1 protein-coding gene is annotated in these 22,768 nt (G+C 72.4%); it reads right to left on the bottom strand.

Going from position 1 to position 22,768, the window contains the following annotated elements; genetic code table 11:
- Position 1: 1 nt before the first annotated feature.
- Positions 2-22,759, bottom strand: a complete 22,758-nt coding sequence (locus MZC64_RS28350) for a type I polyketide synthase (protein WP_247761707.1) — start codon at positions 22,757-22,759, stop codon at positions 2-4.
- Positions 22,760-22,768 lie beyond the last annotated feature (9 nt).

Here is a 22,768-nt window from a genome sequence, read left to right as displayed (position 1 = left end):
TTCACGCCCTCGGCCCCTCTTCGTCCGCGCTAGCGCCCAGCGCCAGCCGCACCAGATCGTCGACGTCCAACCCGTCGATCTCCCCGGCCTCGTGGTGCTCGCCTGCTTCGGCGGGCGGTGGGTACTCGTCCGGATCCTCATCCGGATCGCCGAGCAGTTCGGCCAGCAGGTGTTCGGCCAGTTCCACCGGGGTGGGGTGGTCGAAGGCCAGGGTCACCGGCAGTTCCAGGCCGGTGGCCGCGCCGAGCTGGTTGCGCAGGTCGACCGCGGTCAGCGACTCGAAGCCGAGTTCGCGGAAGGCCCGGTCCGCCTCCACCAGGTGCGCCCCGGCCAGGCCGAGCACGTTCGCGGCCCGTTCCCGGACCAGTTCGACCAGCACCGCCAGTCGTTCCTCGGCTGGGAGTTCGGCCAGGCGGTCGCGTAGTTCGGCCGCGGCGGAGGCGGTGTCCCGGCTTTCCCGTTCGGCCTCGGCCAGCGCGGTGCGGGCCTCGGGCACGCCGGTGAGCAATCGGCTGGCGCGCTTGGCGGTGAAGGCCGGGGCGAACTTGCTCCAGTCGACCTCGGCGACGACCACCGAGGGCCGGTCCGCGGCAACAAGTCCGCGCAGGGCGGTCACCGCGGCCAGTGGGTCGACTGCCAGGAGGCCGTTGGCTTCCAGGTGGCGCAGCAGGTCGCTGTCCTCGCCGCCGCGCCAGGCGCCCCAGGTGACCGCGGTGGCAGCGAGTCCACGGTGACGGCGGCGGGCGGCCAGTGCCTCCAGGTGCGCGCCGGCGGCGGCTTCCACCGCGCGTCCGGCGGCGCCCCAGGTGGCCGAGATGGGGGCGGAGAACACGAGTGCGTCGAGTTCGGTGTCCCGCAACAGTTCGTCGAGTGCGGCGGCCGGGGCGACCGCATCGTCCACAGTGGACGCGGTGGCGGCGACCGAGACTACGGCGGCGGTCAGCGGCTGGTCGGCTGGCACGGATTCCAGTGCCACCTCAAGGGTTTCCCGGTTGCCCGGGTTGCCGGCGAGCTGGGTCAGGCCGACTCCGCGTCCTGCCAGGTCGGCGGAGAGTTGGGCGTCGATCTCCGCGCCGACCAGCACCACGTGTGCGGCTCCGGCCTCGGCGAGTTGCCGGGCCAGTGCGCCGCCGTGCGCGTCGACCACGAGCACGGTGCCGCTGGGTGTCCACACCCCGTCGCCGAGCTGGGCCCGGGTCAGTCGCCGGGCGTGTGCGCCGGTGGACCGGATGGCGATCTGGTCCTCGGCGCCGGTGAGGGCGGCGAGCAGGGGTTCGGTCAGGTTCGGGGTGAACGGCTCGGGCAGGTCGATCAGCCCGCCCCAGTGTTCCGGCTGTTCCAGTGCGGCGACTCGGCCCGCGCCCCAGCGAGCTGCCTGGGCCGCAACGGGTTCCGCGTCGTTGTCGGTCACGGTGACCGCCTGCCGGGTGAGCCACCACAGCGGGGCCTGGACCTCGGCGGCCACGGCCTCGGGCCACTGCTCGGTGAGCAGGGACACGATGCCGGAGACACCGGCGGGCAGGCTGTCCGGACCGGTGTACTCCACCGGGGTGACGGCCTCGCCGAGTGCGGTGATCACCGCGGTGGTCCACTCGTCCTGGGCCCAGTCGGCGGGCACCAGCGCGGCCCACTTGCCTTGCAGCGCAACGCCCGCAGCCGCGGGGAGCGGAGTCCAGCCGATCTGGTAGGTCCAAGACTTCGCGGCCTGCTGTTCGCGTTGCTTGCGCCGCCAGGTGGACAGTGCGGGCAGCACCGCGGCCAGGGCCTGCTCGTCCAGCTCCAGCGAACTGGCCAGGGAAGCGAGGTCGCCCTGTTCCACCGCGGACCAGAAGTCGCCGTCCGCCTGGGATTGCGCTGCTGGGGCGGGCGCGGCCAATTCGGGCCAGTAGCGCTCGTGCTGGAAGGCGTAGGTGGGCAGGTTGACGGTGGCCGTGCGCGGGCCGAAGAAGGCTGGCCAGTCCACGGACGCGCCGTGGGCGTGCAGGCGGCCGAGGGCGGTGAGCAGGGTCTGCTGCTCGTCGCGGTCGCCGCGCAGCACCGGGGTGACCAGGGCGGCACGCTGCGGCAGGGACTGTTCGGCCATCGGGGTGAGCACGCCGTGCGGGCCGACCTCGACGAAGGTGCGCGTGCCCAGGTCGTGCAGGGTGCGTACCGCGTCGGCGAACCGGACTGCCTCGCGGGCCTGCCGGACCCAGTAGTCCGGCGAGCACAACTGTTCGGTGCTGGCGAGCTGGCCGGTGAGTCCGGAGATCACCGGGATCGACGGTTCCTGGTAGCTGACCTTGGCCGCGACCGCGCGCAGGTCGTCGAGCATCGGGTCCATCAGCGCGGAGTGGAAGGCGTGGCTGACCTGCATGGTGGTGGTGCGGCGGCCCATCCCGGCGAGTTTGGCCGCGACGTTGTGCACCGCGTCCGCCTCACCGGAGAGCACCACCGAACCGGGGCTGTTGACCGCGGCGACGGAGACCCGGCCGTTGACCAGGTCGGTGACCTCGTCCTCGGCGGCCTCCACCGCGACCATCGCGCCACCGGCAGGCAGCGCGGCCATCAGGCGACCGCGAGCCGCGACGAGTGCGCAGGCGTCGGACAGGGAGAACACCCCGGCGACGTGCGCGGCGGCCAGTTCGCCAATGGAGTGGCCGGTGACGAAGGCCGGGCTGACGCCCCAGGATTCGAGCAGCCGGAACAGCGCGACTTCGATGGCGAACAGCGCGGGCTGGGCCATGTCGGTGCTGGTGAGTGCGGCAGGATCGGTGCCCCACAACACTTCGCGCAGCGGCTGGTCCAGCACGGTGTCGAACTCGGCGAGCACCTCATCGAGGGCGGCGGCGAAGACCGGGTAGCGCTGGTGCAGGGTCTGGCCCATGCCGAGTCGCTGGGAACCCTGGCCGGTGAACAGGAACGCGGTCTCACCCGGTGCCGCCGCGGTGTCCCTGGCGACCTCGATCAGGCCGTCGGGCGTGCTGAGCAGCACCGCGCGATGCCGCAGCGCGGCCCGCTGGGTGGCGAGGGCGAGTCCGATGTCCGCGCGGGACTGTTCGGGGTTTCCGTTGGCGTAGGCGGTGATCCGGTCGATCTGGGCGGTGATCGCGGCTGCCGAGCCCGCGCCGATCAGCCAGGGCACCACGGTGGGTTCCGGCTGTGACGGGACTTCCGGCTCGGCCGGGATACCCTCGATGATCACGTGCGCGTTGGTGCCGCTGATACCGAAGGCCGAGACACCAGCACGGCGCGGCCGGTCGATGACAGGCCACTCGGTGTTCTCGGTGTTCAGGGCGAGGGAACCCGCGGACCAGTCCACGTGCGGCGAGGGTTCGTCCGCGCCCAGGGTCTTGGGCAGCACCCCGTTGCGTACCGCGAGCACCATCTTGATCACGCCCGCGACGCCGGCCGCGCCCTGGGTGTGGCCCAGGTTGGACTTGACCGAGCCGAGCAGCAGTGGCTCGGGGCGGTCCTGGCCGTAGGCGGCGAGCAGGGCCTGGGCCTCGATCGGGTCGCCGAGCGTGGTGCCGGTGCCGTGTGCCTCGACGGCGTCCACTTCGGACGGTCGCAGTCCGGCGTCGGCGAGCGCGGCCCGGATGACCCGTTGCTGGGCCGGTCCGTTGGGTGCGGTGAGGCCGTTGGACGCGCCGTCGGAGTTGATCGCCGAGCCCTTGATCACGGCGAGGACCTGGCGGCCGTTACGCCGGGCATCCGAAAGCCGTTCCAGGACAAGCATTCCGGCGCCTTCGGACCAGCTGGTGCCGTCGGCGCCCGCGCCGAAGGGCTTGCAGCGGCCGTCGGCGGCGAGCCCGCCTGACTTGCTGAACTCGATGAACGAGCCCGGTGTGGACATCACCGACACGCCACCGACCAGCGCCAGTGAGCATTCGCCGTCCCGCAGCGCACGCCCGGCCCAGTGCAGGGCGACCAGCGAGGCGGAGCAGGCGGTGTCGATGGTGATGGCCGGGCCTTCGAGGCCGAAGGTGTAGGCGAGCCGGCCGGACATGACGCTGGCGGTGTTGCCGGTGGCCACGTGCCCGCCGAGCCGTTCCATGTCCGCGGCCTGACCGAGCAGGGTCAGGTAGTCCTGGCCGTTGGTGCCGACGAACACCCCGGCGTTGCTGCCACGCAAGGAGTTCGGGTCGACTCCGGCGCGTTCCAGGGCTTCCCAGGCGGTTTCCAGCAGCAGGCGCTGCTGGGGGTCCATGGCCATGGCTTCGCGCGGGGAGATGCCGAAGAACGGGGCGTCGAAGTCGGCCACGCCGGGCAGGAAGCCACCGCGGGTGGTGGCGGATCCGGCCGCGGCCAGGAGTTCCAGGTCCCAGCCTCGGTCGGCCGGGAAGTCCACGATGCCGTCCCTGCCTTGTACCAGCAGGTCCCAGAGTTCCTCTGGCGAGCTGATGCCGCCGGGGAAGCGGCAGCCGATGCCGACCACCGCGATCGGCTCGTCGTTGCGCGCGGCCACCTGGACCGGTGCGGCCGTCGCGGACCCGAGCAGTTCGCTGATCAGGAAGGCGGCCAGCTCGCGCGGGGTCGGGTGGTCGTAGACCAGGGAGGCGGTGAGTTTGAGCCCGGTCGCGGTGGCCAGGCCGTTGCGCAGTTCCAGGGTGGTCAGCGAGTCGAAGCCGAGGTCGCGGAACGGGAGTTCCACGTCCACGGTGTCGATTCCGCTGTGCCCCAGCACCATCGCGACCTGGCCGCGGACCAGTTCGGCCATCCGCCGCGCCCGGGCCGGGCCGGACAGACCCTCCAACTCGGTGCGCAGCTTGGATCCGTGCTGGGCCTCGGGTTCGGCCGTTGCCACGGGGGCCACGTGCAGTTCGGCCAGTAGTGGCATCGGGCGGGCGGCGGCCAGGGCCGGGGCGAACCGGGACCAGTCCACATCGGCCACGGTGAGGGTGGCCTCGCCGCCGATCGCCTTGGCCAGCGCGCCGATCCCCCGGCTCGCGGCCAGCGGGAACAGGCCCGCCCGGCGCATCCGCTCGGTGCCCGCCTCTGCTGCCATGCCCGCGCCTGCCCATGGTCCCCAGGCCACCGCTGTCGCCGGGATTCCGGCGTTGCGGCGGGTTTGGGCGAGGGCGTCCAGGTAGGCGTTGGCGGCGGCGTAGTTGGCCTGGCCCGCGCCGCCGATGACGCCGGCGGTGGAGGTGAACAGGACAAACGCGTCGAGGTCGGTGGTGAGTTCGTGCAGGTGTCTGGCGGACAACGCCTTCGCGGCCAGTACGCGGTCGAAGGCGTCCGGGCCGAGGCTGTCGATCACCCCGTCCTCGACCACCCCGGCAGCGTGGAAGACCGCGTTCGGCGGGTGTTCGGCGAGCAGTGCGGCCAGGGCGTCCCGGTCGGCCACATCGCAGGCAGCCACGGTGACCTGGACACCCAGCTCGGTCAGCTCGGCGACCAGTTCCTGGGCACCGGGGGCTTCGCCGCCACGGCGGCTGGCGAGCACCAGGTGCGCCGCGCCCTCGCGGGCCAGCCAGCGGGCCAGGTGCCCGCCGATGCCGCCGGTCGCGCCGGTGACCAGCACGGTGCCGCTGGGCTGGTACTGGCCCTCGGCGGCGTTGGCGGCGCGGACCAGCCTGCGGCCGAGCACGCCCTCGGGGCGCACCGCGACCTGGTCCTCAGCGCCGAATCCGCTGGTGACCACGGCGGCCAGCCGGGCCAGCACATCCGCGTCAACCTCTGCGGGCAGGTCGGCCAGACCGCCCCAGGTGTCGGGGTATTCGAGCGCGGCGACCCGGCCGAAGCCCCAGACCGCGGCCTGTTCCGGATCGGTGTCCGCGTCATGGGTCAGGCACCACACCGGCGCGGTGATGCCCGCGTCAGTCAGTGCCTGCAAGGAAAGCGCGGTCTGCGGCAGGGACGGCACGGTGAGCAGCAGCACGCCGCGCACCGGGCTGTCCGCCAGTCCGGCCAGGTCTGCCCGGTCCGACACGGTGACCCGCTCAGCGGATTCGGCGACCAGGTCCAGGAGGCCGGGCAGCCACTCCGGCTCACCCTCGCCTGCCAGTACCAGCCAGCGGCCTTCCGGCGCGGGTGCGGGCACCTCGGCCAGCTTGCGCCAGTCCACCCGGTAACGCAGATCGTCCACAGTGGACTGCCGGGTGACCGCGGGCGCGCTCGGCCAGTACCGCTCGCGCTGGAACGCGTAGGTGGGCAGCTCGACCCGCCGCGCGCCGGAGCCGGTGAAGAACGCGGCCCAGTCCACGGAAACGCCGTGCACGTGCAGGGCCGAGATCGCGCTCAGGGTGGCCGGGACCTCGGGCCTTCCCTTGCGCAGCAACGGGATGCGCAGGGCGTCGAAGTCCTCGGGCAGGCAGCCCTCGGCCAGGCCGGACAGCACGCCGTCCGGGCCCAGTTCGACGAAGTTGGCCACGCCCTGCTCGGCCAGGTACGCGATGCCGTCAGCGAACCTGACGGCCTGGCGGGCGTGCTGCACCCAGTATTCGGGCGAGCACAGCTGTTCCGCGGTGGCCAGGGTGCCGGTCAGGTTGGACACCACGGCCAGGCGCGGAGCCCGGTAGGTCAGCGTCCGGGCGACCGCGGCGAACTCGGCCAGCATCGGATCCAGGTGCGGCGAGTGGAACGCGTGGCTGACCTTCAGCCGCGAGATCCGGCGACCAAGGCCCTTGAAGTGTTCGGCGACCTCGTCGACCGCGTCCGCGTCGCCGGAGACGACCAGCGAGCGCGGGCCGTTGATCGAGGCAATGGAGACTCGATCCCGTTCCAGGGCAAGGAATTCCGCCTCGGTGGCTTCCACCGCGGTCATCGCGCCGCCGTCGGGCAGTGCGTCCATCAGCCGGGCGCGGGCCGCGACCAGGGTGCAGGCGTCGGCGAGGGAGAGCACTTCGGCGACGTGTGCGGCGACCAGTTCGCCGATGGAGTGGCCGGTGACGTAGTCCGGGGTGATGCCCCAGGAGGTGAGCAGCCGGTACAGCGCCACCTCGACCGCGAACAGCGCGGGCTGAGCGAACCCGGTGCGGTGCAACAACTCCGCCTCGGGGCTGTCCGGTGCGGCGAAGAGCACCTCGCGCAGCGGGCGGTCGAGTTCGGTGTCCAGGTGCGCGGCGACCTCGTCGAGCGCGTCGGCGAAGACCTCGAACCGCTGGTACAGCTCGGCGCCCATGCCGGCGCGCTGGCTGCCCTGTCCGGTGAACAGGAACGCGGTGCGGTCCCGCCGCGCGCGGCCGGTGACCAGCCCGGGAGCCGGTCGCCCCTCGCTCAGTTCGATCAGGCCCTGTCGCAGCTCGTCGAGGTCGGCGGCGACCAGGGCGGCCCGGTGCTCGAACACCGCGCGGCCGGTGGCGGTGGCGGCGGCCAGATCGGTCACCGTCAGCGCCGGGTCACCGTCCACAGTGGACAGTAGTCGGGCAGCCTGAGCCTGGAGCGCACGCGGGTTGCGGGCCGAGACCAGCACGGGCAGCGGACCATCGAGCTGATCGGCGGCGGCTTCCTCGGGCTGCGCGGGGGCCTGTTCCAGGACCATGTGCACGTTGGTGCCGCTGAGCCCGAAGGAGGACACGCCCGCGCGGCGCGGCCTGCCGGTCTCCGGCCAGTCGGTCTGCTCGTGCAGCAGGTCGATCGACCCGGCGGTCCAGTCCACGTGCGTGGACGGGGTGTCCGCGTGCAGGGTCCTGGGCAGCACCCCGTGTTGCAGGGCCTGGACCATCTTGATGACGCTGGCCACGCCGGAGGCCATCTGGGTGTGCCCGATGTTGGACTTGACCGAGCCGAGCAGCAGCGGCCGCTCCCGGTCCTGCCCGTAGGTGGCCAGCAGGGCGCGGGCCTCGATCGGGTCGCCGAGCGCGGTGCCGGTGCCGTGGCCCTCCACCGCGTCCACCTCGGCCGGACTGATCTGGGCGGCGGCGAGCGCGTCCACGATGACCTGTTGCTGGGCCGCGCCACTGGGGGCGGTGAGGCCGTTGGAGGCGCCGTCGGAGTTGGCCGCCGAACCGCGCAGCACAGCAAGGACCTGGTGCCCGTTGCGCTGGGCGTCGGAGAGCCGTTCCAGCAGCACCAGGCCAACGCCCTCGGCGAGGGTCATGCCGTCGGCGGAATCCGCGTATGCCTTGCACCGGCCGTCGTGCGCCAGGACCTGCTGTCGGCTGAAGCCGATGAACGAGTTGGGCGTGGACATGATCGCCACGCCGCCGGCCAGGGCCAGGCTGCTCTCGCCGGTCTTGAGCGAGCGAGCGGCCAGGTGGATGGCCATCAGCGAGGAGGAGCAGGCGGTGTCCAGGGTCAGCGAGGGACCCTCGAAGCCGAACAGGTAGTTGATCCGGCCGGAGATGATGCTCGGCAGCGCGCCGGTGACCAGGTGCCCGGCCACGTCGGCGGCGTCGGACTCGCTCTGCACGGCGGCGGCCGCGGCCACGTTGTAGTCGGTGTAGCTGGCCCCGATGAAGGTGCCGGTGCGGCTGCCGCGCAGGCCGTGCGGGTCCAGCCCGGAGCGCTCGAAGGCTTCCCAGGCGGTTTCCAGCAGCAGGCGTTGCTGCGGGTCCATGGCCACGGCTTCCCGTGGTGAGACACCGAAGAAGCCGGGGTCGAAGTCGGCGGCCTCGTGCAGGAATCCGCCCTGGGCGTCGGCGAATCCGTCGGTGATCCAGCCGCGGTCGGTGGGCAGGCCGGAGATGGCGTCCACACCGTCCACGGCCAGCTGCCACAGGCCCTCGGGGGTGTTGGCGCCGCCGGGGTAGCGGCAGGCCATGCCGACGATCGCGATCGGCTCGTCGTCCACCGCGACCGAAGTTGTTGCGGTGGAAGGAGTTGCCGGTGCGTTGCCGAGGAGTTCGCCGAGCAGGAAGGCGACCAGCGCGGTCGGGTTGGTGTGCTCGAAGACCAGGGTGGCGGGCAGGGTGAGCCCGGTGGCCCTGGCCAGGCGGTTGCGCAGGTCGACCGCCATCACCGAGTCGAACCCGGCTTCGCGGAAGGCCCGGTGGTCGGGCAGTGCGTCGCCGGACTTGTGGCCCAGCACGGTCGCGGCCTCGGCCCGCACCAGTTCGAGGAGCTTCTGCTCCCGCTGGGACGGGGCCAGCGCGAGCAGCGTGGTAGCCAGTTCGCCACCGGCGGCGGGACCGGCGGTGACCGTTTCCGCTTGGGGCTGCTGGATTGCCGGGATTTCGTCGAAGAGGGTGGTGGCCCTGGCGGCGGTGTAGACCGGGTAGTAGGTGGCCCAGTCCACATCGGCCACCGCCACTGCGGTCTCATCAGCGTCCAGCGCGGCACGCAGGCCAGTAAGGGCGAGCGCGGGTTCCATGAAGGTCAGGCCGCTGCGCACGATCTGGCTCGGGTCGACCCGGCCCAGTTCCTTGTCATCGGCCCAGATGCCCCAGAACACGGCGGTGGCCGCGCGGCCCTGGGCGCGGCGGCGTTCGGCGAGGGCGTGCAGGTAGGCGTTGCCCGCGACGTAGGCCGCGTGCCTGCCGGTGCCCCAGAGCCCGGCCACCGAGGAGAACAGCACGAACCGATCGAGGTCGGTCTGTGCAAAGACCTCGTCCAGGTTGGCCGCGCCGGTGACCTTGGCGGCCAGCACCCGGTCGAAGTCGACCGGGTTGGTCTCCTCGATCGAGGCCAGTTCGATGATCGCGGCCGCGTGGATCACGGTGCGGATCGAGCGGCCCTGGCTGATCAGGCGGTCGCGCAAGGCGATCAGCGCGGCCTTGTCGGTGACGTCGCAGGCGGCGGCCTCGGCCTCGATGCCCAGTTCGGCGAGTTCGTTCAGCAGCGCGATCGAGCGCGGATGTTCCGCGCCGCCACGGCTGAGCAGCACCAGGTGTTCCAGGCCCTGCTCGACGGCCCAGCGGGCCACGTGTGGGGCCAGGGTGCCGGAGCCGCCGGTGATGATCGCGGTGCCGCGCGGGGTCCAGCGGTGCTGGCCGTTCGCGGGGGCCGCAGGCACGACCCGGCGGGCGTAGAGGCTGCCGCCGCGCACGGCGAGCTGGTCCTCGGCGAGTTCGCCGGAAAGTGCGGCCACCACGGCGTTGTGGTCGGTGCTGGCGAGTTCGGCGGGCAGGTCGAGGACGCCGCCGAAGCGGTCGGCGTGTTCCAGGGCCGCGGTCCAGCCGAAGCCGCTGACCATGGCCTGCACGGGGTTGCTCACCTGGTCGGAGCCGCCGATGGCGAGTGCGCCTCGGGTGAGCAGCCAGAGCGGGGCCTCGACGCCTGCCGCGCCGAGGGCCTGGGTGAGCGCCAGGGTGGCGGACAAGCCCTGCGGCAGCGCGGAAAGCTCGGGGACCAGGGTTTCGTCGAGGGCGAGGGTCGACAGGACACCGGCGACGGGATCGGTGCCCAGGCGAGCCGCGATCTCGTCGCGGTTGGTGCCGGGGTTGTCCAGTCGCTGGACCTCGACACCTTGTCCAGCAAGGACTTCGGCGATCTGAGCGGCTAGCGGGTCCTCGGCGCCGGTTGTCACCAGCAGCCAGGTTCCGCTCAGCTCGTTCTTGCGGCCGATCTTCTGCGGCACCCAGCGGGCCCGGTAGCGCCAGGAGTCCACCGTGGCTGCCTGGCCGCGTCGCCGCCGCCAGTCGGTCAGCGCGGGGAGCACACTGGCCAGCGAGGCCGGGTCCACCCCGAAGTCCGCGGCCAGCTCGGCCGGGTCGGCGGCTTCCAGCGCGGCCCAGGCCGCGTCGTCGGAGGCGCCGGCCTCGGTGGTCGGCATGATCGGGGCGAGCCAGAAGCTGTCGTGCTGGAAGGCGTAGGTGGGCAGGTCGACCCGCCGCGCGCCGGTTCCGGCGAAGGCCGCGGTCCAGTCCACCTCGACGCCGCGTACGAACGCCTCGGCCACGGAGGTCAGTGCCCGGTCCAGGCCGCCGTCCTCGCGGCGCAAGGTGCCGGTGACCACAATCTGCTTGCCCAGCTCGTCGGCGGTTTCCTGCACGGCCATGGTGAGCACCGGGTGACTGCTGGCCTCGATGAACCGCCGGTACCCGGCCTCGATCAGGGCGCGCACCGCCGGGGCGAAGCCGACCTGTTCGCGCAGGTTGGTGTACCAGTACTCGGCGTCCATGCCGGTGGTGTCCAGCCAGTCGCCGGTCACCGTGGAGTAGAAGGGAATCTCCGACTCACGCGGCTGAATCGGCGCGAGGTCGGTGAGCAGGTCGGCGCTCAGGTTGGCCACGTGCGGGGAGTGCGAGGCGTAGTCCACCGCGACCCGGCGGAACCGGATCTCCTCAGCGGCCAGCTGTTCGCCGAGTGCGTCCAGAGCTGCCGGGATGCCACAGACAACGACCGAGCGCGGGCTGTTCAACGCGGCCAGGTGCAGGTGCTCGCCCAGTCGCGGCAGGATCTCCTCGGCGGACAGGGCCACCGACATCATGCCGCCGGAGCCACCCATCCGCCGCCGGATCGCCTGGCTGCGCAAGGCAACCACGCGGGCGCCATCGGGCAGCGAGAGCGCGCCGGAGACGACCGCGGCGGCGATCTCGCCCTGGGAGTGGCCGAGCACCGCGTCCGGCCGCACGCCGTAGGACTGCCACAGCGCGGCGAGGGAGACCATCACCGCGAACGAGGCGGGTTGCACCACGTCCACGAGTTCCAGGCTGGGCGCGTCCGGCGCGCCGCGGACCAGGTCGAGCAGGGAGAAGTCAATGAACGGGTCGAGCGCGGCGGCGCATTCGGCCATCCGGGCGGCGAAAACCGGTGACTCGTCGAGCAGTTTCGCGCCCATGCCGAGCCATTGCGCGCCCTGGCCGGGGAAGACGAACAGGGTGCGGCCGTCGATATCGGCCACCCCGCTGACCACCCCGGGTGCGGACTCGCCGTCAGCGAGCGAGCGCACCAGGTCTTCGTGCCCGTCCGCGCCGGTGATCAGCACCGCGCGGTGGTCGAAGGTGGAGCGGCTGGTCACCAGCGAGTAACCCAGATCCAGCGCGGATGCGTCCACTGTGGACAGTTGTTCGGCCTGGCCACGCAAGGCGTTCTCGCTCTTGGCTGCCAGCGCCAGCGGCACGGCGGCCGGCGGTGTCACCGGAACCGTGGCGGGGGCGGACGGGGTGTCGTCCTGTTCCAGGATGACGTGCGCGTTGGTGCCGCTGATGCCGAAGGAGGACACCGCGGCCCGGCGCGGCCGGTCCCGCCGCTCCCACTCGACCGGTTCGGCCAGCGGGGTGACCGCGCTGGCACTCCAGTCCACGTGCGTGGACAGCGTGTCCACGTGCAGGGTCTTCGGCAGCTGTCCGTACCGCATCGCCATGATCATCTTGATCACACCGGCAACCCCGGCGGCGGACTGGCTGTGCCCGATGTTGGACTTGATCGACCCCAGCCAGAGCGGCTGCTCGGGCGAGCGCTCCAGGCCGTAGGTCCGTTGCAGGGCCTGGGCTTCGATCGGGTCGCCCAGGGCGGTGCCGGTGCCGTGTGCCTCGACCACGTCCACGTCGTCGGCGGTCAGCCGGGCATTGGCCAGGGCCTGCCGGATGACGCGTTCCTGGGACGGGCCGTTGGGGGCGGTGAGTCCGTTGGAGGCGCCGTCAGAGTTGATCGCCGAGCCCTTGAGCACCGCGAGCACCGGACGGCCGTCCCGGCGGGCGTCGGAAAGTCGTTGCAGGACCAGCATGCCGATGCCCTCGGCCAGCACCATGCCGTCGGCCTCGTCGGAGAACGCCTTGGACCGGCCGTCGGCGGCGAGTGCGCGCTGGCGGCTGAAGGCGATCCACGGCCCCGGGTTGGGCATCACGGTGACACCACCGGCGACCGCGAGGGTGGTCTCACCGTTGCGGAGTGCTTGTGCGGCAAGGTGAATCGCGACCAGCGAGGAGGAGCAGGCGGTGTCCACGGTGACCGCGGGGCCTTCCAGGCCGAGCACGTAGGCGACCCGGCCGGAGAGGATGCTCGGGATGGTGCCGGTGACCACCTGGCCGTCAACCTCTTGGCCTGCCCCGTATTCGGTGTAGCTGGAGCCGACGTAGGTGCCGGTGAGCGTGCCGCGCAACGCCTGCGGGTCCAGACCGGCCCGCTCGAACGCCTCCCAGGTGACTTCCAGGAGCAGTCGCTGCTGCGGGTCCATGCCCAGGGCTTCGCGCGGGGAGATGCCGAAGAAGGCGGGGTCGAAGGCGTCCGGGTCGGTGAGGAAACCGCCCTGGGTGGTGTAGGTGGTGGTCGGGTTGTCCGGGTCCGGGTCGTAGATGGCGGCCTCGGGCCAGCCGCGCTCGGGTGGGAAGCCGGAGATGGCGTCCACGCCGTCGGCGACCAGTCGCCAGAGCTGTTCCGGGTCGGTGATGCCACCGGGGTAGCGGCAGCTGAGGCCGACGATGGCGATCGGCTCGTCGGCGGCGATGGCGGCCACCGGGCCGGTCACGCCGTCGCGGGCGCCGGAGATCTCCGCACGCACGTACTTGGCGAGGGCCTCTGGGGTGGGGTGGTCGAAGACCATGGTGTTGGACAGCGGGCGGCCGGTGAGTTTGCCGAGTCGCCTGCGCAGTTCGATCGCGCCGAGGGAGTCGAAGCCGAGGTCGCGGAAGGCGCGGCGCTCGTTCAGCTCGGCCGGGCTGTCGTGGCCGAGCACGGCTGCCGCCTCGGCGCGGACCACGTCCACCAGTACCCGCAACTGGTCCACTTCGGACAGTCGAGCGAGGCGGGCGGTGAGTTCGGTCTGGGTGCCGGACGCGGGTGCGTCGGCGGCGGTCTCGACCAGTCCGGCCAGCAAGGCGCTGGGGCGGCGGGAGGTGAAGACCTGGAGATAGGTGGTCCAGTCGATGTCGGCGATCATCACCGCGGGCTGGTCACCGGCGAGGGCGCGGCGCAGTTCGGCCAGTGCGGGGCCGGTGAGCAGCGGGCGCATGCCGTGCCGGGCCAGGCGTTCGCGGGCGGTGTCGTCGGCGGCCAGCCCGGCCTCGGCCCACGGGCCCCAGCCCAGGCTGGTGGCGTTGAAGCCGCGTGCACGCCGGTTCTCGGCGAGAGCGTCCAGGTAGGCATTCGCCGCGCTGTAGGCGGCCTGGCCGCCGCTGCCCACAACTCCGGCGATGGAGCCGAAGAGCACGAACAGGTCCAGGTCAGCCTCGGCGAGCAGCGCGTCCAGGTTGGCCGCGCCGAGCACCTTGGCCGCCATCGAGGCGGACAGTTCGGCGGGGTCGGTGTCGACGATCGGACGCAGTTCGCTGACCCCGGCCGCGTGCACCACACCGATCAGCGGGTGTTCGGCGGGGACGGCATCCAGCACGGCGGCCAGGGCGTCCCGGTCGGCGGCGTCGCAGGCCCGGAAGTCCACGGTGGCACCAAGTTCGGCCAGTTCGGCGGCCAGGGTGCGGGCACCGGGGGCGTCGGGGCCCTTGCGGCTGGTGAGCACCAGGTGCCGGACGCCGGCGGTGGCCAGCCAGCGGGCGACCTCGCCGCCGAGTCCGCCGGTGCCGCCGGTGATCAGCACGGTGCCCTCGGTGGGCAGTTCCGCGGTCAGCTCGGCGCCTTCGTGGCGGACGAGTCGACGGCCATAGGCTCCGGCGGCACGCAGTGCGAGCTGGTCCTCCCCCGGCCAGGCCGCGCCCAGTGCCCGGACCAGGTCGCCCGGGTTGGCGTCTTCGGCGAGGTCGATCAGACCACCCCAGCCGGCCGGGAATTCCAGCGCGGCAGCGCGGCCGTAGCCCCACACCGTTGCCTGGTCCGGGTTTGGTGGCAGGTCATCGGTTCCGGTACACACAGCCTGTCGAGTGACAGTCCACAGTGGAGCGTCAACGCCAGCGGCCACCAAAGCACGCAACAGGTTGTGCGTGCCGATCAGCGGCTGACCGGAGAGCACCCCGGCGACGTCCTGGTCCAGCTCGGCCAGCCGGGTCGGCAGCGTGGCGTCCAGGGCGAGCTGACGTACCTGCGCGCCATGGCTTTCCAGGGTCGCGGCGAGTTCATCCGCCACGTCCACCAGCAGCCACAGCCCGGAAAGCTGCGGCACGGCAACGGATCCGAGTGCCGCCCAGTCCGCCCGGTACCGCAGTTCCGCAGGACGCGCGACGGGAGTGCTGGCGCGGGGCCAGAAGAGCTGGTGGTCGAAGGCGTAGGTGGGCAGGTCGAGCACGGTGCGACCGGGGCCGAAGAAGGCATCCCAGTCCACGTCCACGCCCTGGATGTGCAAGCGCCCCAAGGCTTCGACCAGTGTGCGTTCCTCTTCCCGCTTGGCTCGCAGGGCGGGCACCGGTTCGATGTCGGCGCTCTCGCCCAGGGTTTCCGCGGCCATCGCGCAGAGCACGCTGTCCGGGCCGATCTCCACGAACGCGCCCACACCGAGGCGGGCGGCGGTGCGGACGGCGTCGGCGAAGCGCACGGTGGCCCGGACCTGGCCGGCCCAGTACTCGGGTGAGCACAGTTCGGTGTCCTCGACCAGCTGGCCGGTCACCGTGGACACGATCGGGATGGTCGGCGGCTGGTAGTCCACTTCCCCCGCTACCGCAAGGAATTCGGTCAGCATGCCGTCCATGTGCGGGGTGTGGAAGGCGTGGCTGGTGTTGAGCCGCCGGGTCCGCCTGCCCTGTTCGGCAAAGTGGGCGGCCACCGCCAGGGTGGCTTCCTCATCGCCGCCGAGCACCACCGAACGCGGCCCGTTGACGGCGCTGATCACCACGCCGTCGGTGAGTTCGGGTCGGACCTCCTCCTCGGTGGCCTGTACCGCGACCATGGCGCCGTCCTGGCGCAGGGCCTGCATCAGCCGACCGCGGGCGACCACCAGTTTGGCGGCGTCTGCCAGGGAGAACACCCCGGCCACGTGTGCGGCGGCGAGTTCGCCGATGGAGTGGCCGATCAGGAAGTCCGGCCGCACGCCCCAGGATTCCAGCAGCCGGTGCAGGGCCACCTCCAGGGCGAACACGGCGGGCTGGGTCCACTCGGTGCGGTCCAGCAGCTCGGCGTCCGCGGCGAACATGACCTCGGCGAGCGGGCGGTCCAGGTGCGGGTCGACCGCGGCGAAGACCTCTTCGAGTGCCGTGGCGAAGACCGGGAACCGTTGGCGCAGTTCGGCTCCCATGCCGGGACGCTGGCTGCCCTGGCCGGTGAACAACGCGGTCAGCCGCAGGTTCGGGCTGGCCTCGCCGGTGGCCACGGCTGGGCTGGGTCCGCCGTCGGCGAGCGCGGCCAGCGCCTTGCGCAGGGCGGCGGGGTCGGCGGCGGTGAGCACCGCGCGGTGCTCGAACCGGGACCGGGTGGCGGCCAGGGAGTAGGCCAGGTCGGTGAGCCGGGTGGTCTCGGTGACCTGCGGCGCGAGCCGGGATGCCTGACGCCGCAACGCGGTGGCGCTACGCGCGGACAGCAGCACCGGCGCGATGATCTCCGGTTCGGCCGTGATCTCCCGTGCGGCGGGCGCGGGCGGGGCCTCCAGGATGACGTGCGCGTTGGTGCCGCTGAAACCGAAGGAGGACACCGCCGCACGGCGCGGGCGATCGGCTTCCGGCCACACGGTGGGTTCGGCCAGCAGGGACAGTGCGCCCTCGGCCCAGTCCACGTGCGAGGACGGGGTGTCCACGTGCAGCGTCTTGGGCACCTGGCCGTGCCGCATCGCCAGGACCATCTTGATGATCCCGGCGACACCGGCGGCGGCCTGAGTGTGCCCGATGTTGGACTTCACCGAGCCGAGCAGCACGGGCTCGGTGCGGTCCTGGCCGTAGGTGGCCAGCAGTGCACGCGCCTCCACCGGGTCACCCAAAGCGGTGCCGGTGCCGTGGCCCTCGATCACGTCAACGTCCGAAGTGGACAGTCCAGCCCCGGCGAGCGCATCCCGGATGACCCGTTGCTGCGCACCGCCGTTGGGGGCGGTGAGTCCGTTGGAGGAACCGTCGGAGTTGACCGCACTGCCGCGCACCACGGCCAGGATCTGGTGCCCGTTGCGGATGGCGTCGGACTGGCGTTCCAGCACCACGACGCCGACGCCCTCGGCCCAGCTCACGCCGTCTGCGGAGTCGGAATATGCCTTGCAGCGCCCGTCCTTGGCCAAGCCGCGCTGCCGGGAGAACTCGATGAACGCGCCCGGCGTGGCCATCACGGTCACCCCACCGGCCAGCGCCAGGGTGCACTCGCCGGAGCGCAATGCCTGCATGGCCCAGTGCATGGCGACCAGGGAGGAAGAACACGCGGTGTCCACGGTGACCGCGGGGCCTTCCAGGCCGAGCGCGTAGGACACCCGGCCGGAGACGATGCTGCCGGAGGTGCCGGTGCCCGCGTGGCCCTCGAAGTCCGCGCCAGCCAGCAGTGCGCCATAGTCGCCGTACATGACCCCGGCGAACACACCGGTCCGGCTGCCGCGCAACCGCCGCGGGTCGATGCCCGCGCGTTCGATGGCCTCCCAAGAGACCTCAAGCAGCAGCCGCTGCTGAGCGTCGGTGGCCAGGGCTTCGCGCGGGCCCATGCCGAAGAAGGCCGGGTCGAACTGGCCGGCGTCACGCAGGAAGCCGCCGGAGCGGGTGTAGGCGGTGCCGGGGTGGTCGGGGTCCGGGTGGTACAGCGTGGCCAGGTCCCAGCCGCGGTTGTCCGGGAAACCGGTGATGGCGTCCCGGCCCTCGGCGAGCAGGCCCCACAGGTCGTCCGGGGAGCTGACGCCGCCGGGGTAGCGGCAGCCCATGCCGACGATGACGATCGGGTCGTCGCTGACCGCGCCGTAGGGCACGGCCGAGACGGCGACCGGTCCAGAAACCGAGCCGCTTTCGCGGAGGATGTGTTCGACGAGTTCGCCCAGGTTGGGGTGGTCGAACACCAGGGTCGGGGACAGCCGCAGGCCGGTGGCGGCGCTGAGCCGGTTGCGCAGTTCGACCGCGGTGAGCGAGTCGAAGCCGAGTTCGGCCAGTGGCCGGCCGGGGTCGATGGTGGCGCTGTCGGTGTGGCCGAGGACAGCGGCGATCTGCTGGGACACCAGGTCGGTGGCCTCGCGTTTGCCGAGTACGGCGTGCTGTTTGGGCCGTTGGCCGCCGAGCGGTCCGGCGGTGACCCGGCGGCGGGTCTGGCCGAGCAGGCCGCGCAGCACCGAGGGCACCTCGGGGGCCGAGCGCAGCACGCCGAAGTCCAGGCGCACCGGCGCGAGCACCGGTTCCCCTGCGGTGCGGGCGAGGTCGAACAGGGCCAGGCCGTCGGACTCGGACAGCGGCGGGGTGCCGAGTCGGCGCAGGCGCTGGACCTGGGCGCCGCCGAGTTCGGCGGTCATGCCCGCGGTCTCCGCCCACGGTCCCCAGGCGAGCGAGACGCCGGGCAGGCCGAGGGTGCGGCGGTGCGCGGTGAGCGCGTCCAGGAAGGCGTTGCCCGCGGCGTAGTTTCCCTGTCCTGGCGCGCCGAGCAGGCCGGCGAGGGAGGAGAACAGCACCAGGGCGGCGGTGTCGCCGATCAGGTCATGGAGGTGCCAGGCGCCGTCGACCTTAGGCCGCAGCGCGGCGGTGAGCTGCTCGGCGGTGAGGGTGGAGATCACGCCGTCGGCGAGCACTCCGGCGGAGTGGCAGACGGCAGTGATCGGGTGCTCGGCCGGAACCTGGTGCAGTGCCTGGGAAAGTGAGTCGCGGTCGGCGACATCGCAAGCCGCCACGGTGACCAGTGCGCCGAGTTCGGTCAGCTCAGCAACGAGGTTTTCGGCACCGGCGGTGGCCAGGCCGCTGCGGCTGAGCAGCAGCAGGGAACGCACCCCCCGGGCGGTGACCAGGTGGCGGGCGAGCACCGAGCCGAGGCCGCTGAGGCCGCCGGTGATGACCACGGTGCCGTTCTCGTCCCAGGCCGCCGGAGCCTCTTCGGCCGGGATCGCCCGCGCCAGTCGGGCGGCCAGGATCTTGTTGTCCTGCAAGGCGAGTTGCGGTTCCGAACCGGCCAGCGCGGTGCGCACCAGCTCGGCGGTGACAGTGGCGGCCGGGTCGAGGTCGAGCAGCCGGAACCGGCCCGGGTGCTCGGCCTGTGCGGTGCGCACCAGGCCCCACACCGCGGCGGCGGCCGGGTCGGTGACCGCGCCGGTCGCGCCGCGAGTGACAAAAATCAGTTCGGTGCCAGGGAATCGGCTGTCTTCCAGCCAGTCCCGCAACCGAGCCAGGGCCGAGGCGGTCAGTTCGTGCGCGCCGGGTCGCGGGGATTCTTCGGTCCAGGTCTGGTGCAGCACCACCGTGGGCATCTCGCCCTCGGCCAGGGTGTCCAGGTCCGCCGCCACCGGGAGTTCGAGCAGTGCGGCCAAGCCGAAGTGGTCCGGCCCGAGCAGGCCGATCCGGGCCGGGGTGATGGGCGCCTCGCCGGATTCGGTCCAGGCCAGGCGGTACAGGTTGCCGGTGGCCACCGGCGCGCTGCCACTCGGCGTGCGCAGCACCACCGCGCCGACCGCGGCGATCAGCGCGCCGGTGTGGTCGGAGATGGTCAGCGAGATCCTGTCCCCGGCAGGCGTCAGCCGCACTCGCGCGGCAGAAGCACCCGCGGCGTGCAGGCGCACGTCCTCCCAGTGGAACGGCAGGCCGCCCCGCACACTCGCGTCGAGTTCGGCCAGGTGTGCGGCGTGCAGTGCGGAGTCCAGGAGAACCGGGTGCAGCCCGAACTCGGCCGCGTCGCCCGCAACCTCGGCGGGCAGTTCGACCTCGGCGAAGACCTCGGTGCCCAGCTTCCAGGCGGCCCGCAGGCCCTGGAAACTTGGTCCATAGTGGACTCCGCCGTCACCCATGCCCACATACAGTCCGGACACATCAACAGGTTCCGCGCCCGCAGGTGGCCACTCGGCCTCGCCCGCGATCGCTTCTACCGCACCGCGTTCCAGGATGGCGGTGGCGTGTTTGGTCCAGGGCAGGTCGTCCTGGTCGTCCGGGCGGGAGTAGACGGCGACCTCGCGCCGCCCGTCCTCGTCCGGGCCGATCTGCAGCTGGAGCTGCACGCCGCCGTCGCCGGGCAGGCGCAGGGCGGTGGTGGTGGTCAGTTCGCGGATGCTGTCGCAGCCAACCTCATCGGCCGCGCGGGTGACCAGTTCGATCAGGGCCGCGCCGGGCAGCACCACGTCCGTGCCGACCCGGTGTCCGGCCAGCCAAGGGTGATCGCGTACGGCCAGCCGCCCGGTGAGCAGCGTGCCCTCCGAGCCGGCCAGCGATACGGTGGCGGCCAGCAGTGGGTGCCGGGCCGCGCTGAGCCCGGCCGAGCGCACGCTGCCGACATCGGCGCGGTAGCCGTCCCGCGGCCAGAACCGCCTGCGCTGGAACGGATAGGTCGGCAGGTCCACCTCGGTGGCGGCGAGGCCGTCGAAGTAGGCGGCCCAGCGCAGGGCCACGCCGCTGCCGTGCAGCACGGTGAGCGCGGTGGTGATCGCCTCGACCTCGCCGCGGTCCGGCCGCAGCACCGAGGTGATCGCGGGCGCGGGGTCGGCGGTGGCCAGACTGCTCTCGGTGAGGGTGCCGAGGGTGGTGTCCGGGCCGAGTTCCAGGAAGGCGCGCACACCGTGTTCGTGCAGCCAGGACACCGCGTCGGCGAAGCGCACGGTGGCCCGGATCTGCCCGGCCCAGTATTCGGCGCTGGTCAACTCGGCCACGGTGGCCTGCGCGCCGGTGACCGTGGAGACCACCGGAATTCGGGGCGGCTGCGGGGAAAGGCCCTCGACCACGCGCTGGAACTCCGCCACGGCGGGGTCCATGTGCGGGGAGTGGAAGGCGTGCGAGACGTGCAGCCGCCGGGTGCGCCTGCCCTGTTCGGCAAAGCCGGCAGCGATCTCGGTGACCGCGTCCTCGTCGCCGGAGAGCACCACGTGCCGCGGCCCGTTCACCGCGGCCAGGGTCACCTGCGCTTCGCGTCCGGTCAGCAGCGGGCGGATCTCGGCCTCGGTGGCGTCCACCGCGACCATCGCGCCACCGGTGGGCAGCGCCTGCATCAACCGCGCGCGAGCGGCGACCAGCGTGGCGGCCTCGGTCAGGGTGAACACCCCGGCCAGGTGCGCGGCGGCGATCTCGCCGACGGAGTGCCCGGCCAGGAAATCCGGGCTGACGCCCCAAGACTCCAGGAGCCGGAACAGGGCCACCTCGACCGCGAAGATCGCGGGCTGGGCGAATCCGGTGCGCGCCAAGGCTTCCGCGTCTTCGCCCCAGACGATCTCGCGCAGCGGGGTGTCCAGCAGCGGGTCGAACTCGGCCAGCACCGCGTCAAAAGTCTCGGCGAAGACAGGGAAACGGCCGTGCAGTTCGCGGCCCATGGCCAGTCGCTGCGAACCCTGCCCGGCGAAGAGCACGGCCAGTTTCGGCCGCTCGTGCACCACACTGCCGACCGCGGCGCCCTCGGCCAGCTCGGCCAGTGCGGCGCGGGCTGCGTCGAGATCGGCCACCACCAGCGCGGCGCGGTGCTCGAACGGCGAGCGCGCCACCGCAAGGGAGTAGGCCAGGTCGGTGGTGTTCAGGCCCGGTTCGGTGTCCAGGCGGGCCACCAGGTTCGTGGCCTGCGCGCGCAGCGCGTCCGCGGTGCGACCGGCCACCAGCAGTGGCACCGGCCAGGTCTTGGGATCCGGTTTGGGTTCGGGCTTGGGCTCGGTGGCCTGCTCCTCCTCCGGCTCCAGCTCCAGGATCACGTGCGCGTTGGTGCCGCTGAGCCCGAAGGAGGACACGCCGGCGCGGCGCGGTTCCCCGGTCTCCGGCCACGGGGTGGCCTCGGTGAGCAGCTCGACCCGGCCGACGGTCCAGTCGACCTGATCGGTGGGCCTGCGCACGTGGAGTGTCTGCGGGGCAAGGCCGTGCCGCATGGCCTGCACCATCTTGATCACACCGGCCACGCCCGCGGCGGACTGGGTGTGCCCCAGGTTCGACTTGATCGACCCCAGCAGCAGCGGCCGCTCGCGGTCCCGGCCGTAGACGGCCAGCAGCGCCTCGGCCTCCACCGGGTCGCCGAGTGCGGTGCCGGTGCCGTGCGCCTCCACCACGTCCACCTGACGCGGGGCCAGCCGGGCGTCCTGCAGGGCCGCTTCGATGACGCGTTGCTGGGACGGGCCGTTCGGGGCGGTCAGCCCGTTGGACGCGCCATCGGAGTTCACCGCCGAACCGCTGACCACCGCGAGGATCCGGTGGCCGTTGCGGCGGGCGTCGGAAAGGCGTTCCAGCATGAGCACGCCGACGCCCTCGGACCAGCCGGTGCCGTCGGCGTCGTCGGAGAAGGACCGGCAGTAGCCGTCCGCGGCCAGCCCGCCCTGCTTGTTGAACTCGGTGATGGTGCCCGGACTGGACATCACCGTGACCCCGCCGGCCAGTGCCAGCGAGCACTCCCCCGCGCGCAGTGCCCTGGCCGCCAGGTGCAGCGTGACCAGGGAGGTCGAACACGCGGTGTCCACGGTCAGCGTCGGGCCGACCAGTCCGAAGACGTAGGCCAACCGTCCACTGAGGACACTGGAGGTGGTGCCGGTGAGCGCGTACCCGCCGACGTTGTCCCGCGGGCCGAGCCGGTAGTCCTGCGGGATGGCGCCGACGAACACCCCGGTGCTGGAACCCTTGAGGGTGAGCGGATCCAGCCCGGAGCGTTCCATCGCCTCCCAGGAGACCTCCAGCAGCAGCCGCTGCTGGGGGTCCATGGCGAGGGCTTCGCGCGGAGAGATGCCGAAGAACTCCGGATCGAACATCGGTGCGTCGTAAAGGAAGCCGCCGGAGATGGGCGAGGCGGAACCGCCTTCGTCCAGGTACCAGCCGCGATCGGCCGGGAGGCTGCCGACCCCGTCGGACGCTGACTCGACCAGTCGCCACAGATCCTCGGGAGAGGTGATGTCGCCGGGGTAGCGACACGCCATCCCGATGATGGCGATCGGTTCGTGGGAGGCCGCCTCAAGCTCGTGCAGGCGGCGCCGGGTCCGTTGCAGGTCGGCGCTGGCACGCTTGAGGTAGTCGCGGAGTTTCTGTTCGTTGTCCATCGGCACCTG

It is taken from the genome of Crossiella sp. S99.2, from assembly GCF_023094165.1.
In the GTDB taxonomy this organism is placed as follows: domain Bacteria; phylum Actinomycetota; class Actinomycetes; order Mycobacteriales; family Pseudonocardiaceae; genus Crossiella.
The sequence above is the reverse complement of the archived record's forward strand: the minus strand, read 5'-3'. Positions and strand labels throughout refer to the sequence as shown.